This is a genomic window from Comamonas sp. DB36 (genome assembly GCF_057914905.1).
Map to the genome: position 1 here is coordinate 801,368 of NZ_CP196631.1, position 14,363 is coordinate 815,730.

Annotated in this window: 16 protein-coding genes; 10 read left to right on the plus strand and 6 right to left on the minus strand. The window is 65.5% G+C overall.

Annotated elements, in window-relative coordinates; translation table 11 throughout:
- Window positions 1-159: 159 nt before the first annotated feature.
- From ACSVDO_RS03830 to ACSVDO_RS03870, 9 genes are all read left to right on the plus strand, one after another.
- A complete protein-coding gene (locus ACSVDO_RS03830; RefSeq protein ID WP_332681255.1) occupies window positions 160-1,614 on the plus strand; it encodes a high affinity choline transporter 1 in 1,455 nt (484 codons plus the stop codon).
- A gap of 96 nt (window positions 1,615-1,710) precedes the next feature.
- Complete coding sequence (locus ACSVDO_RS03835; protein ID WP_332535225.1) at window positions 1,711-2,028, plus strand: FmdB family zinc ribbon protein; 318 nt, start codon at window positions 1,711-1,713, stop codon at window positions 2,026-2,028.
- 8 nt (window positions 2,029-2,036) lie between these two features.
- A complete protein-coding gene (locus tag ACSVDO_RS03840; RefSeq protein ID WP_332535223.1) occupies window positions 2,037-2,657 on the plus strand; it encodes a DUF502 domain-containing protein in 621 nt (206 codons plus the stop codon).
- A 41-nt stretch (window positions 2,658-2,698) separates the two neighbouring features.
- On the plus strand, window positions 2,699-4,498 hold the full coding sequence (gene aspS, locus ACSVDO_RS03845; RefSeq protein WP_489594971.1) for an aspartate--tRNA ligase: 1,800 nt from the start codon (window positions 2,699-2,701) through the stop codon (window positions 4,496-4,498).
- A gap of 95 nt (window positions 4,499-4,593) precedes the next feature.
- Window positions 4,594-5,052: a dihydroneopterin triphosphate diphosphatase gene (gene nudB, locus ACSVDO_RS03850; RefSeq protein WP_332535221.1), complete on the plus strand. Its 459-nt coding sequence runs from the start codon at window positions 4,594-4,596 to the stop codon at window positions 5,050-5,052.
- A 10-nt stretch (window positions 5,053-5,062) separates the two neighbouring features.
- A complete protein-coding gene (locus tag ACSVDO_RS03855; RefSeq protein ID WP_332535220.1) occupies window positions 5,063-5,818 on the plus strand; it encodes an endonuclease/exonuclease/phosphatase family protein in 756 nt (251 codons plus the stop codon).
- Between the two features lie 89 nt (window positions 5,819-5,907).
- Window positions 5,908-6,636 carry a GTP cyclohydrolase I gene (gene folE / locus ACSVDO_RS03860; protein WP_249729166.1) on the plus strand — a complete coding sequence of 243 codons (729 nt, stop codon included), beginning with the start codon at window positions 5,908-5,910 and terminating at the stop codon, window positions 6,634-6,636.
- Window positions 6,637-6,639: 3 nt separating this feature from the next.
- Window positions 6,640-7,062 carry a BLUF domain-containing protein gene (locus ACSVDO_RS03865; RefSeq protein ID WP_489594974.1) on the plus strand — a complete coding sequence of 141 codons (423 nt, stop codon included), beginning with the start codon at window positions 6,640-6,642 and terminating at the stop codon, window positions 7,060-7,062.
- A 169-nt stretch (window positions 7,063-7,231) separates the two neighbouring features.
- Window positions 7,232-7,876 carry a LysE family translocator gene (locus ACSVDO_RS03870; protein ID WP_489594976.1) on the plus strand — a complete coding sequence of 215 codons (645 nt, stop codon included), beginning with the start codon at window positions 7,232-7,234 and terminating at the stop codon, window positions 7,874-7,876.
- Between the two features lie 6 nt (window positions 7,877-7,882).
- Here ACSVDO_RS03870 and ACSVDO_RS03875 read toward each other — a convergent pair whose 3' ends face one another.
- From ACSVDO_RS03875 to ACSVDO_RS03895, 5 genes are all read right to left on the minus strand, one after another.
- On the minus strand, window positions 7,883-9,373 hold the full coding sequence (locus ACSVDO_RS03875) for an ABC transporter substrate-binding protein (RefSeq protein ID WP_332535216.1): 1,491 nt from the start codon (window positions 9,371-9,373) through the stop codon (window positions 7,883-7,885).
- Between the two features lie 67 nt (window positions 9,374-9,440).
- Window positions 9,441-10,307: an ATP-binding cassette domain-containing protein gene (locus ACSVDO_RS03880; protein ID WP_442881442.1), complete on the minus strand. Its 867-nt coding sequence runs from the start codon at window positions 10,305-10,307 to the stop codon at window positions 9,441-9,443.
- The gene (locus tag ACSVDO_RS03885) at window positions 10,307-11,305 is read right to left on the minus strand and encodes an ABC transporter ATP-binding protein (RefSeq protein ID WP_489594978.1); all 999 of its coding nucleotides are present in this window, start codon (window positions 11,303-11,305) and stop codon (window positions 10,307-10,309) included. The genes ACSVDO_RS03880 and ACSVDO_RS03885 overlap by 1 nt, the downstream gene beginning before the upstream one ends.
- A 21-nt stretch (window positions 11,306-11,326) precedes the next feature.
- Window positions 11,327-12,175: an ABC transporter permease gene (locus ACSVDO_RS03890; protein ID WP_489594980.1), complete on the minus strand. Its 849-nt coding sequence runs from the start codon at window positions 12,173-12,175 to the stop codon at window positions 11,327-11,329.
- Window positions 12,172-13,134 carry an ABC transporter permease gene (locus tag ACSVDO_RS03895; protein WP_489594981.1) on the minus strand — a complete coding sequence of 321 codons (963 nt, stop codon included), beginning with the start codon at window positions 13,132-13,134 and terminating at the stop codon, window positions 12,172-12,174. Before ACSVDO_RS03895 ends, ACSVDO_RS03890 begins: the two co-directional genes overlap by 4 nt.
- A 190-nt stretch (window positions 13,135-13,324) precedes the next feature.
- Here ACSVDO_RS03895 and ACSVDO_RS03900 point away from each other — a divergent pair, with 190 nt between their 5' ends.
- Window positions 13,325-13,588 (plus strand): YfhL family 4Fe-4S dicluster ferredoxin, encoded by a 264-nt coding sequence (locus ACSVDO_RS03900; protein WP_332535207.1) that lies wholly within the window; start codon window positions 13,325-13,327, stop codon window positions 13,586-13,588.
- 124 nt (window positions 13,589-13,712) lie between these two features.
- Here the strand turns inward: ACSVDO_RS03900 and pth are convergent, their stop codons facing one another.
- Window positions 13,713-14,321, minus strand: coding sequence for an aminoacyl-tRNA hydrolase (gene pth / locus ACSVDO_RS03905; RefSeq protein ID WP_489594983.1), 609 nt, complete (start codon window positions 14,319-14,321; stop codon window positions 13,713-13,715).
- Window positions 14,322-14,363: the final 42 nt, after the last annotated feature.

The following is a 14,363-nucleotide window of genomic DNA, read 5'->3' on the forward strand; positions in this document are numbered from 1 at the left end:
CTGCCTGGCGGCCCGGCCGTCAGGCGCGCCCGCGCGGCAACACGCCCGCATGGTTTTTCAGTCGGCGCATCATTTGCACCACAGCACTGGATGGAGGACGCCTATTGCCTCGATAATCCGCAGCGGTTTTGACAATACCCGGGGTTGGGGAGAGGTGCCATGCTGATCACGTTCATCGTTCTGTACTTGCTTGCGTCCATAGGCATAGGCCTGTATGCGGCCACGCGCGTCAAGAACACGGCCGACTATGCGGTGGCCGGCCGCAGTCTGCCGCTGGCGGTGGTGATCGCCACCACGTTCGCCACCTGGTTCGGCTCGGAAACGGTGCTTGGCGTGTCGGCGCAATTCGTCAAGCAAGGGCTGGGCGGTGTCGTCGAGGATCCGTTCGGCGCGGGCATGTGCCTGGTGCTTGTGGGCCTCTTCTTTGCCTACAAGCTCTACCAGAAGAACCTGATCACCATCGGCGACTACTATCGCCTGCGCTTCGGTCGCACCATAGAGATGCTGTGCTCGGCCATCATCATCTTCAGCTACCTCGGCTGGGTGGGCGCGCAGATCACCGCGCTGGGCCTGGTGTTCAATCTGCTGACGCAAGGCGCGATGTCCATCACGGCAGGCATGATCGTGGGCACGCTGATCGTGCTGATCTACACGCTTTACGGCGGCATGTGGTCGGTGGCGATGACGGATTTCGTGCAGATGATCGTGATTTCGATAGGTTTGCTGCTGATAGGCTGGTATGCGGCCGATCTTGCCGGCGGCGCGGGCCGCGTGATCGACTTCGCGGCGCGTGAAGGCAAGTTCCGCTTCTTTCCCGAAAACGCCGGCACGCGCGAATGGCTGTTCTTCGTCGCCTCGGCCATCACCATGATGCTGGGCTCGATTCCGCAGCAGGACGTGTTCCAGCGCGTGATGTCGTCGAAGAACGCTTCGGTGGCGCAGCGCGGCCCCATCATCGGCGGCATCCTGTACATCCTGTTCGCATTCGTGCCCATGTTCGTGGTCACGGCTGCGGTGCTGGTGATGCCCGAGACCGCCAAGGCACTGCTTGCCGACGATCCGCAGAAGCTGCTGCCCACGCTGGTGATGGAACGCATGCCGCTGGCGCTGCAGATCGCGTTCTTCGGCGCGCTGCTGTCGGCCATCATGTCGACGGCATCGGCGACGCTGCTCGCGCCCTCGACGGCCTTTGTGGAGAACATCCTGCGCAACCTGCGGCCCGACATGACGGATGCCGCGACGCTCAAGGCCATGCGCCTGTCGGTGCTGGGCTTCACGCTGTGCGTGCTGGCCTATTCGATCACCATGCAGGGCAGCTCGATCTATGAAATGGTTTCGGGCGCCTACCAGGTGCCGCTGGTCGGCGCACTGGTGCCGCTGGCCGCAGGCCTGTACTGGAAACGCGCCACGACCCAGGGTGCGCTCGCTGCGGTGGTCATGGGCCTGGGCGGCTGGCTGCTCGTCATCTGCGTGCCCGGATGGGCCGAAGTGTTTCCGCAGCAGCTCGCGGGCCTGCTGTGCGCGGCCAGTGGGATGTGGGCCGGATCGCTGCTGCCGCAGTGGCTGGGCAACCACCGTGAAGCCGGTCATCACTTCGCGCAGACTGCGGTCTGAACATTCCGCCAGCGTCTCGCACACCCCTGCAAGCCCGGGGTTCGAGGCGCACGCCTATAATTGAGGGTTTTGCACTTTCCCTCGATTCAAAGCGCTATGCCCATTTACGCCTACAAGTGTGGTTCCTGTGGTCACGCCAAGGATGTGCTGCAGAAAATGTCCGATGCTCCGCTGACGGAGTGTCCGGCCTGCAATGCCCAGGCGTTCTCTAAGCAGCTGACGGCCCCGGGCTTTCAGCTCAAGGGCACGGGCTGGTATGCCACCGATTTCAAGAACGGCGGCAGCAAGCCTGCGGCCGCTGCAGCAGCTGCGCCTGCGGCAGATGCCGCCCCCGCGGCACCGAGCGCAGCCCCGGCGCCAGCGCCTGCCGCAGCCCCGGCCGCCGCAGCTGCGACCGCCGGCGCAGCCCACTGAGCCCGCCCATGTCTGCACTGCGCAAATGGCTGTTCACCGGCTTGCTGGTCATTGTTCCCGGCGTCATCACCGTTTGGGTGCTGAACTGGATCGTGGGCATGCTCGACCAGACGCTGACCATACTGCCCGAAGCCTGGCAGCCTGACCGCCTGCTGGGCCTGCATATTCCCGGCTTCGGCGTGCTGCTGACGCTGGCCATTCTCCTGGTGGTGGGCGCGGCGGCCAGCAATTTCGCCGGCCGCACGCTGGTATCCTGGGGCGACGCCGTGGTCAGCCGCATCCCTGTGGTGCGCTCGATCTATTCCAGCGTCAAACAGGTGTCCGACACGCTGTTCTCCGAAAGCGGCAATGCATTTCGCACCGCCGTGCTGGTGCAATGGCCGCGTGAAGGCGTCTGGACCGTGGCGTTTGTCACGGGCTCGCCCAGCGGCGAAATCGCCGCCTATCTGCGCGACGAATACCTCAGCGTGTTCGTTCCCACGACTCCGAACCCCACCGGGGGCTATTTCGTGATCGTGCGCAAGAGCGACTGCATCGAGCTCGACATGAGTGTCGATGCGGCGCTCAAGTACATTGTTTCGATGGGCGTGGTGACGCCACCCGACACCACGCTCGCGGATCCCAAATAACAAACCTTGTCGCGTCCCAAGAGGGCGCAGGAAGACTAGCCATGGCCATGCGCTCCCATTATTGCGGTCTTGTGACCGAAGCCCTGTTGGGCCAAACCGTCACCCTGTCGGGTTGGGTCAACCGTCGCCGCGACCACGGTGGCGTGATTTTCATCGACCTGCGCGACCGCGAAGGCCATGTGCAGGTGGTCTGCGATCCCGACCGCGCCGAGATGTTCCAGACCGCCGAAGGCGTGCGCAATGAATTCTGCGTGCAGGTCAAGGGCCTGGTGCGCGCGCGTCCCGCGGGCACGACCAACGACAAGCTCAAGAGCGGCCAGATCGAAGTGCTGTGCCACGAGCTGAACGTGCTCAACGCTTCCGTGACGCCGCCGTTCCAGATCGACGACGAGAACCTGTCGGAAACCGTGCGCCTGACGCACCGCGTTCTCGACCTGCGCCGCCCCTACATGCAGAAGAACCTGATGCTGCGCTACAAGGTCAGCATGGAAGTGCGCAAGTTCCTCGACGCCAACGGCTTCGTCGACATCGAGACGCCCATGCTCACCAAGAGCACGCCCGAAGGCGCGCGCGATTACCTCGTGCCCAGCCGCGTGCACGACGGCCAGTTCTTCGCGCTGCCGCAGTCGCCCCAGCTGTTCAAGCAGCTGCTGATGGTTGCCGGCTTCGACCGCTACTACCAGATCACCAAGTGCTTCCGCGACGAAGACCTGCGCGCCGACCGCCAGCCCGAATTCACCCAGATCGATATCGAAACATCGTTCATGGATGAGCAGGAAATCCGCGACATGTTCCAGGGCATGATCAAGACCGTGTTCCAGACCGCGCTGGGCGTGGATCTGGGCGAATTCCCGGTCATGAGCTACCAGGAAGCGGCCCGCCTCTACGGTTCGGACAAGCCCGACCTGCGCGTCAAGCTCGAGTTCACCGAGCTGACCGATGTCATGGCCGATGTCGACTTCAAGGTGTTCTCCACTCCTGCGACCACGCCCGGCGGCCGCGTCGTGGCGCTGCGCGTGCCCGGTGGCGCGGCCATCAGCCGCGGCGAAATCGACGGCTACACCGACTTCGTCAAGATCTACGGCGCCAAGGGCCTGGCCTGGATCAAGGTCAATGAAGCCGCCAAGGGCCGCGAAGGCCTGCAGTCGCCCGTGGTCAAGAACCTGCACGACGCCGCGCTGGCTGAAATCATCAAGCGCACGGGCGCCCAGGACGGCGATCTGATCTTCTTCGGTGCCGACAAGGAAAAGATCGTCAACGACGCCATCGGCGCGCTGCGCATCAAGGTCGGTCACAGCGATTTCGGCAAGAGCCACGGCCTGTTCGAGGACCGTTGGGCGCCGCTGTGGGTGGTCGACTTCCCGATGTTCGAGCACGACGAGGAAAACGACCGCTGGGTCGCCGTGCACCACCCCTTCACGGCGCCCAAGGACGGCCATGAAGACCTGATGGTCACGGATCCCGGCAAGTGCATTGCCAAGGCCTACGACATGGTGCTCAACGGCTGGGAAATGGGTGGCGGTTCGGTCCGTATCCACCGCGCCGAAGTGCAGAAGAAGGTGTTCGACGCGCTCAAGATCACGCCCGAAGACGCACAGCTCAAGTTCGGCTTCCTGCTGGACGCGCTGCAATACGGCGCGCCGCCGCACGGCGGCCTGGCCTTCGGCCTGGACCGCATCGTCACGCTGATGACCGGCGCCGAGTCGATCCGCGACGTGATCGCCTTCCCCAAGACCCAGCGCGCCCAGTGTCTGCTGACGCAGGCGCCCAGCCCGGTCGATGAAAAGCAGCTGCGCGAACTGCACATCCGTCTGCGCAACCTGGACGCAGCCAAGGCGTAATCGCTTCCTGCGTTGCCGAACAGCGGCACCCGCTTGACCCTAGGGCCAGGCGGGTGCCGTTTTTTCATGTGCGCCGGCCTGGTCCACAATGGCCCATGGCGAAAATTCCGCAATCGGTGCTGGTCGTGATCCACACGCCGCAACTGCAGGTGCTGCTGCTGCAGCGCACCGGCCAGCCGGAGTTCTGGCAGTCGGTCACCGGCAGCAAGGACTTCGAGGACGAAGACTGGGCGGCCGTGGCCGCGCGCGAAGTGCGCGAGGAGACCGGCATCGATGCCCATGGCCCGGGCTGCCATCTGGTCGACTGGCAGCTCGAGAACATCTACACCATCTACCCCGAGTGGCAGCACCGCTATGCCCCGGGCGTATGGCACAACACCGAGCGGGTGTTCGGCCTGGAGGTTCCGTCCTACACCTGTGTGGGCTTGAATCCTCGCGAACACACCGCATTTGCTTGGCATGCTTGGCACGAAGCGGCGGACCGCTGTGCGGCTGCATCGAATGCAGAAGCCATCTTGCTTTTGCCGCGCTTCGCTTCCTCTCTTATTGTTTGAACCGCTGTACATGACTGTTGCCCATCCTTCCGACTCCGGCATCCTGCGTGTCGCGACCTACAACATCCACAAGGGCGTCCAGGGCCTGGGCCCGGCGCGCCGGCTCGAGATCCACAATCTGGGCCTGGCCGTGGAGCAGCTCGACGCCGACATCGTGTGTCTGCAGGAAGTGCGCAAGATGAACCGGCGCGAGGCGCAGTACTTCGACCGCTGGCCCGAAGTGTCGCAGGCCGAGTATCTTGCGCCCGAAGGCTATGAATCGATCTACCGCACCAATGCCTATACGCGCGACGGCGAGCATGGCAATGCGCTGCTCACGCGCTGGCCGGTGCTGGGCCACAAGCATGAAGACATCTCCGACCACCGTTTCGAGCAGCGCGGCCTGCTGCATGTCGAGATCGACATCCAGGGGCGCAGCGTGCACGCCATCGTCGTTCACCTGGGTTTGATACGCGGCAGCCGCATGCGCCAGATCGCGCAGTTGCAGCGTTTCATAGAGCGCGAAGTGCCGCCGGGCGCGCCGCTGGTCGTGGCCGGCGACTTCAACGACTGGGGCGGCCAGATCAAGCGCATGCTGGGCGGTTTCGGCCTCTACGAGTTCGAGGACGCGGCGGGCATGATGACCTATCCCTCGCGCCTGCCGCTGGCCCAGCTCGACCATGTCTATGTGCGCGGACTCACGCCCTGCGGCCTGCATGTGCCCAAGGGCAAGATCTGGTGGCGCATGTCCGACCACCTGCCGCTGATTGCCGAGTTCAAGCTGTAAGCGGCCGGTGCGCAATGCCCGGCTTTGCGGCGAAAATCGGGGAAGTCCTTTGCAACTGCAAACAGCGCAATCGCTGGTAGGATGCCCGCATGCTCAGAGAACTCGCTGCCGCCGACATGAATACAGCCAGCCCCGACGAAGGGACGCCGGTTTCCGTGAAAATCCGTGAGCGGCTCGCTGCAGCCCGCAAGCGCTACAACGCGAACGACAACATCGCGGAATTCATAGAACCCGGCGAACTCGAGAAACTGCTCGATGAAGTCGAGTCCAAGATGCAGGGCGTGCTCGACAGCCTGGTGATCGACACCGCCAAGGACCACAACACCCGCACCACGGCGCGGCGCGTGGCCAAGATGTATGTCAACGAAGTGTTCAAGGGCCGCTACACGCAGGCCCCGGCAATCACCGAGTTCCCCAATGCCGAGCACCTCAACGAACTGATGATCGTCGGACCGATCACGGTGCGCAGCGCCTGCAGCCACCATTTCTGCCCGGTCATCGGCAAGATATGGATAGGCGTGCTGCCCAACGAGCACACCAATGTGATCGGCCTGTCCAAGTACGCGCGCCTCGTCGACTGGGTCATGGGCCGTCCCCAGATCCAGGAAGAGGCCGTGGTGCAGCTGGCCGACCTGATCATGGAAAAGACCCAGCCCGACGGCCTGGCCATCGTCATGGAAGCCTCGCACTTCTGCATGTCCTGGCGCGGTGTGCGCGAGATGGACTCGAAGATGCTCAACTCGGTCATGCGCGGCGTGTTTCTCAAGGACTCGAACCTGCGCCGCGAATTTCTGTCGCTGATTCCCGGAAGGAACTGATACATGCTGGTGCGCCTGATCTATGCAAGCCGAGCCGCAGATGCGTCTGCCGCGGCGATCGAAGCCATCCTGACCCAGGCGCGCGAGCACAACCCGGCCACGGGCATCACGGGCGTGCTGTGCTACGGCGGCGGCGTGTTCCTGCAGGCGATCGAAGGCGGACGCTCGCAGGTCAGCGCGCTGTTTGGCCATATCCAGCGCGATGTGCGCCACCAGGATGTGGAACTGCTGCACTACGAGGAAATCGACGAGCGCCGCTTTGGCGGCTGGACCATGGGCCAGGTCAATCTGTCGCGCATCAACCATTCGATCGTGCTCAAGTACTCCGAGACCATCGAGCTCGACCCCTATGCGGTGTCGGGCAAGATGTCGCTGGCGCTGCTGGAAGAGTTGATGGCGACGGCGTCGATCATGGGACGAGCCTGAAGTTTAGTATTTGCGCTTTCACTGGAGAGCAGGCCGTTCATCCTTCGACAGGCTCAGGACGAACGGTTTGATGATCGCTGCGCTCTCTTTGTACCGTTCACCTTGAGCCTGCCTCGGCGGCCCCGTCCGAAGGGTGCAAAGGTCTACAGAAGCGTCTGAAAGCCTTTCCATGCCCACTCCCGAAACCCTCATTGCGTTCTTTGGCGTTGCCGTGCTGCTGGCTTTCAGTCCCGGCCCGGACAATGTGTTTGTGCTGCTGCAGTCGATCCGCCATGGCGCGCGCGCGGGTCTGGCGGTGGTGGTGGGGCTTTGCGCCGGCCTGGTCGTGCATACGGCCGCCGTGGCGCTGGGGCTGGCCGCGGTGTTTGCCTCGTCGCCCCTGGCGTTCACCGTGCTCAAGTACTGCGGCGCGGCCTATCTCACCTATCTGGCCTGGCAGGCCTGGCGCGCTCCGGTCACCCAGGCCGATGCCGCAAGCCGCACGGCCGCCGTGCCGCACGATGGCCGCGCGCTGCGCCGCCTGGGTGCGCGCGGTATGCTCATGAGCCTGACCAACCCCAAGGTGCTGATGTTCTTCCTGGCGTTCCTGCCGCAGTTCGCCGACCCGGCGCGCGGCAGCCTGGCGCCGCAGATCATGGTGCTGGGCGCGGTGTTCATGCTGGCCGCGTTTCTGGTGTTCGGCGCCATGGCCTGTTTTTCGGGCGTGTTCGGTCGCCTGCTGCAGAAATCGGCGCACGGCCAGCGCTGGCTCAATCGCCTGACCGCGCTGGTCTTTGTCGGCCTGGCGGTGCGCCTGGCCTCGTTGCAGCGCTGAGCGCTCTCAGGCCCAGGACAGGGCAGACAGGTCGTTGACGAACACCGGCATGTCCTTCCACAGGCCGCGCAAGCCTTTCTTGGCCACCGTGACCCATTGGGGCTGGTAGAGGAAGGCGTGCACGGAGTCTTGCGCAATCAGGCGCTGCGCTTCGCCCAGCAGGCGCGCGCGGTCGGCGGGACGCGGCGCGCGCTTGATCTGGTCGAACAGCGCGTTGAACTGCGGCGACTGGTAGCCCCAGTAGTAGTCGGGCTTGGCGAAGTTGCCCAGGTCGAAGGGCTCGACATGGGAAATGATCGTCAGGTCGTAGTTCTTGTTGCCATAGGTGCCGCTGAGCCATTGCGCCCACTCGACGTTCTGCAGCTTGACTTCGATGCCGATCTTGGCGAGCTGGGCCGCGATCACTTCACCGCCCTGGCGCGCATAGGGTGCGGGCGGCAGCGTCATGGTCAGCGTCATAGGCAGTTTCACGCCGGCCTCGGCCAGCAGCGCCTTGGCCTTGTCGAGATCGTAGGGATTGATGCCCGTGGTGTCGACATAGCCGAAGGCCGAAGGCACGTAATAGCTGCCGATGGGAACGCCGTAGCCTTCGGCCGCGCCGTCGATCACGGCCTTGCGGTCGATCGCGGCGGCGATCGCGCGGCGCACGCGCACATCGTTCAAGGGCTTGCGCGCGTTGTTGATCGCCATGATGGTCTTGGCGCGCGAACCGCTGACCAGCACCTGGAAGCGCGCGTTGGCCTTGAATTGCGCGACGCTGCGCGGTGACACGCGCGGAAAGCAGTCGACGTCACCGGCCATCAGCGCTGCCACCTGGGCACCGGGGTCGGGAATGAAGCGGAACGTTGCGCGCTGGATGTGGATGTCCTTGGCCGTGCGGTAGTCCTTCCAGGCGGTGAGGGTGACGGACGCACCCTTGCTCCAGCGGCCTATCTGGTACGGGCCGGTGCCCACGGGCTGGGTGGCATTGGTCCCCGCGCTTTTGGGCTCGACGATGATGGAGGTGGCCTGGCCCAGCACGAACAGGAAATCGGGGTCTATGTCCTCGTTGGTGATCACCACCGTGTGGGCATCGACGATCTGCGTGCGCATGCTGGCGAAAGTGCGCTTGTCCTTGTTGGTGCTGCGTTCGCTCGCGGCGCGCTCGAACGAGAACTTCACGGCATCGGCATTGAATGGCACGCCGTTCTGGAACTTGACGTCCTTGCGCAGCTTGAACGTGAAGGTCTTGAGATCTGTGCCGACTTCCCAGCTCTCGGCGAGCAGCGGCGAGACGCTGCCGTCGGAATTGATCTTGGTCAGCGTCTCGAAGATGTTGTATTGCACGATCTCGGCAATCGACGAGGCCGCGCCCGCCGTCGGGTCCAGCCCTGGCGGCTCCAGCGTGAGCGCGAACACCACGCTGTTCTTCTTTTCCTGGGCCAGGGCGCTCCAGGGCGCGAGCAAGGTCGTGCTGGCCAACGTGCTGGCGGCCAATACACTGCGGCGATTCAACATGGGGATTTCTCCGGGCGAAATGTTCGGGGGCGCGCAGCCCTTGCGGGCCGGCGGTCCATCCCCCTTTTTACACTATTGCGGCGCTGGCCGCGGCGCGCTCGCGGCGGCGCGCGCGCGCGCGTCCCGGCGCGATGCGCGGCACGGCCGCCACCAGCGCGCGGGTATAGGGATGCTGGGCGTCGCTGAACAGCTGCGCGGGCGCGCCGCGCTCGACGATGCGCCCCTGGTACAGCACCACCACTTCGTCGCACAGCTGCTGCACCACGGCAAGGTCGTGGCTGATCAGCAGATAGCCCAGGCCATGCTGCTGCTGCAGATCCTGCATCAGATTGAGCACCTGGGCCTGTACCGACACGTCGAGCGCGCTCACGGGCTCGTCGGCGACGATCAGCCGCGGGCGCGTGATCAGTGCGCGCGCGATCGCAATGCGCTGGCGCTGCCCACCCGAAAATTCGTGCGGGTACTTGTCGAGATCGCTGGCACGCAGGCCGACTTCGGCCAGCGCCTGCGCCACCTGTTCGCGCTGCTCGGCGCGGCTTCCCAGGCGCAGCGCCTGCAGCGGCTCGGCGACGATGCGCGCCACGCGCTGGCGCGGGTCCAGCGAGCCGTAGGGGTCCTGGAACACCATCTGGAAATCACGCCGCGCAGCGCGCAGCGCAGGGGGCGCGAGCCGGTGCAGATCCCGGCCCAGGACTTTCACCTGGCCCGCGTCGGGCTGGTCCAGCGCCATCACCAGCCGGGCCAATGTGGACTTGCCCGAGCCCGACTCGCCGACCACGCCCAGGCTGCGGCCGTTCTCCATGCGCAGGCTCACGCCGCGCAGCGCCTCGATGCGCGGCGGCGCGCTGAACAGCTTCTCGCGCGGCAAGCGGTAGCTGCGCGCAAGATCCGTGACTTCGAGCAGCGGCGGTACGGGGGGCGTGACGGGAGACATCATGGCAAGGCGGCAGCCGGGAAGGGTGCATGCACGACTTCGGGCAGCAGGCAGCGCGCCCAGTGGTCGGCGGCGGCGTCGACGCGGATGGCGGGCGGGCGCTGGCGCGCGCACGCGGCAACGGTATGCGGGCAGCGGCCCGCGAACGGGCAGCCGGCCGGCATGTCGGCGAGTTCGGGCACGCTGCCCGCAATCGTCGGCAGCCGGTGCCGGGCCGCGCTCATCTGCGGGCGCGCGCCCAGCAGCCCGCGCGTATAGGGGTGGCCCATGTGGCGGAAGATGGCTTCGGTCGCGCCGCTTTCGACCACGCTGCCGCCATACATCACCAGCAAATGATCGACGTTCTGCGAGACCACGCCCAGATCGTGGGAGATCAGGATCAGCGCCATCTGGCGCTCGTCGACCAGGTCGCTGATCAGATCGAGGATCTGCTGCTGTATGGTCACGTCCAGCGCGGTCGTGGGCTCGTCGGCAATCAGCAGATCGGGCTCGCAGGCCAGCGCCATGGCGATGGTGATGCGCTGGCGCTGGCCGCCCGAGAACGCGTGCGGATAGGCGTCGAAACGCCGCGCGGCGTCGGCTATGCCCACGCGGTCGAGCAGGGCCACGGCGCGGCGCCGGGCTTCGCTGGCTGACAGGCCGCGGTGGCGGCGCAGCGGCTCGGCCACCTGGCGGCCTATGCTGTGCAGCGGATTGAGCGCGGTCATGGGCTCCTGGAACACCATGGCGATGCGGTTGCCGCGCAGCGCAGCGCGTTCGGACTCTGGCATGCCCATCAGTTCCCGGCCTTCGAAACGCATGCTGCCCGCGAGCTGCGCGCGCTCGGGCAGCAGGCCCATCAGCGCCATGGCCGTGAGCGACTTGCCGCTGCCGGACTCGCCGATGATTCCCAGCGTGGCGCCGCGTTCCAGCGTGAAGTCCATGTCGCGCACGGCCGTGACCTGGCCGCGCGGCGTGGCCAGCGTCAGCTGCAGGTTGGAAACTTCAAGCAATGCCATCGTGGTGCCAAGGTACAGGGTTCAGCGCGAACGCGCCAGCCGCGGGTCAAGAAGGTCGCGCAGGCCGTCCCCCAGCAGGTTCAGCCCCAGCACCGCCAGCGCGATTGCCAGGCCGGGCCAGATCGCCAGCAGCGGCGCTTCGAACATCAAGGTCTGGGCTTCGCTGAGCATGCGCCCCCATGAAGGCTGGGGCGGCTGCGTGCCCAGGCCCAGGTACGACAGCGCGGCCTCGGCCAGGATGGCTAGCGCGAACTGTATGGTCGCCTGCACGATCAGCATCGGCAGGATGTTGGGCAGCACATGTTCACGCGTGATCGCCCAGCGGCTCCTGCCGCAGGCGCGCGCCGCCAGAACATATTCGCGCGCCCAGACCGCGTTGGCCGAAGCGCGCGTGACGCGCGCGAAGGTCGGGATATTGAAGATGCCGATGGCGATGATGGAGTTGACGATGCCCGCGCCGAACACCGCCGTGAGCATGATCGCCGAGAGAATCGCGGGGAACGCGAACGTGAAGTCGGCCAGGCGCATGATGGCTTCCTCGACCCAGCCGCGGCGCGCCGCGGCCAGCAGGCCCAGCGCCGTGCCCAGGCCCAGGCCTATGCCCACGGCGATCACGCCCACCAGAATCGAATTGCGCGCGCCCACCAGCAGCAGCGAGGCGACATCGCGGCCGTAGGCATCGGTGCCCAGCCAATGCGCGGCGCCGGGCGGCTGCAGTTTGGAAGGCAAATCCATTTCGTAGGGCGACCAGGGGGTCCAGACAAACGACAGTCCCGCGGCGAACAGCAGCAACAGCGTCAGCACGGCGCCGAGCATGAAGCTGCGCTGGCGCAGCGCACGCTGCCAGACGGTAGGGGCGCGGGGCATCATAGGTCGCTGGCTTTCAGGCGCGGATCGATGACCGCGTACAGCAGGTCGACAATGAAGTTCACCAGCACCACCATCGCGGCCAGCAGCATCACGCAGTTGCGCACCACGATCAGGTCGCGGTTGGCGATCGACTGGAAGATCAGCCGGCCCAGACCGGGCAGGAAAAAGACGTTCTCGACGACGATGGTGCCGGCGAGCAGATTGGCGAACTGCAGGCCCATCACCGTGACCACGGGCACCATGGCATTGCGCAGCACATGGCCCCATAGCACGGCGCGCTGCGAAAGTCCCTTGGCGCGCGCGCTGCGCACGAAGTCCTCGCGCAGCACTTCGAGCACGGCCGAGCGCGTGATGCGCGCCAGGATTGCGGCCTGCACCACGGCCAGCGAGATCGCGGGCAGCAGCAAGGCCTTGAGCGCGGCCCAGAAGCCGCCACCGGCTTCTTCGGTCCAGCCCGGAAAGCCGCCGGCCGAGAACCATTGCAGCTTCACCGAAAACAGCAGGATCAACAGGATGGCAAACCAGAAGTTGGGAATCGCTATGCCCAGCTGCGCCAGGCCCATGACGCCAACATCGCCCCAGCGGTTGTGGCGCGCGGCCGCATAGACGCCCGCGGTCAGGGCCAGCGCAGTGGTGATCAGCATCGCCAGCACGGCCAGCGGCACCGTGAGCGCCAGGCGTTCGAGCACCAGATCGCGCACCGGACTGCCGTAGGCATAGCTGTCGCCCAGGTCCAGCACCAGCAGGCCCTGGACCCATTGCAGGTAGCGCTGCCAGGCGGGCTGGTTCAGCCCCAGCTGTTCGGCCAGGGCCTGCACGGCTTCGGGCGCGGCATCGGGGCCCATGAGCACCTGCGCGGCGTTACCGGGCAGAATTTCCAGCACCACGAACACCACGGCCGACGTCGCCACCAGGGTGGCGATCAGCGTGAGCAGGCGTTTGAGGAGAAAGACACTCATGGGCGGGACGGTTCAGCGGGCAGGGCAGAGCATAGCGGCAAAAAGCGGCCGGAACAGACCGCGCGGCATGGGCATGTCCGCTGCTGCTGCGGGACTATTGATCTGGGCCGGATAATTGCGGCTATATGAAACCTGTGCCGTCTTCTCCATTGTGTTGCCAGGCGCGGCTTTGCGCGCGCGGGGTGCCGACATGGCCTTGATGATCACCGACGAGTGCATCAACTGCGACGTGTGCGAGCCCGAATGCCCGAACGACGCGATCTACATGGGCGAGCTGATCTACGAGATCACGCCGTCCAAGTGCACCGAATGCGTAGGCCATTTCGACGAACCGCAATGCGTGCAGATCTGCCCCGTGGCCTGCATTCCCGTGCACCCCGACCATGTGGAGAGCCGGGAGACGCTGTTCGAGAAGTTCACACGGCTCGAAGCAGCGAAGGCTGCGGGCGTTTAGAGTTGGCGTCATTTTCCCTGTGCTCCTGAAACTGGCGCGATCCAGCTTGGGGGCAACGAGCAAGGGCCGCCCCGCAGCGAGGTTGCCGTCCCCCTCCACCGTAGGTTGAGAGGGGGAAGCGGCGTCAGCCGCTCAGGGGGTTGGGGATTTTCGGCCGGGGCGGCTTGGTGGTGTGGATCTGCAGCGTGGCCTTGTCCATGTCGCCGGCCTGCAGCAGGCGCCAGGACTTGAGCGAGTGGTTGATGCTGTCTTCGATCAGCGTGCGCTGGTCGGGCGCGGGCTTCTTCAGCACCCAGTTCGCGACTTCCGCGCGGTCGCCGGGGTGGCCGATACCGATGCGCAGCCGCCAGTAGTCCCCCGTGCCCAGCTGGGCGTGGATATCGCGCAGACCGTTGTGGCCGGCATGGCTGCCGCCGCGCTTGAGCTTGGCCTGGCCTGGAACAACGTCGAGCTCGTCGTGCACCACCAGGATTTCCTCGGGCAGGATCTTGAAGAAGCGCGCCAGCGCACCCACCGACTTGCCCGAGAGGTTCATGAAGGTCTGGGGCTTGAGCAGCCAGACATTGTTGCCGTCCACGCTGGTGCGCGCGACCAGGCCGAAATAGCTGCGCTCGGGCTGCAGCGACACCTTGAGCTCGCGCGCCAGTTCGTCAATCCACCAGAAACCGGCGTTGTGGCGCGTATCTTCGTACTCGGGGCCGGGATTGCCCAGGCCGACAAACAGTTTGATCATGTGTGAATTATCTCCATGGGCCGCGGTCTCCCCAAAGCGAAC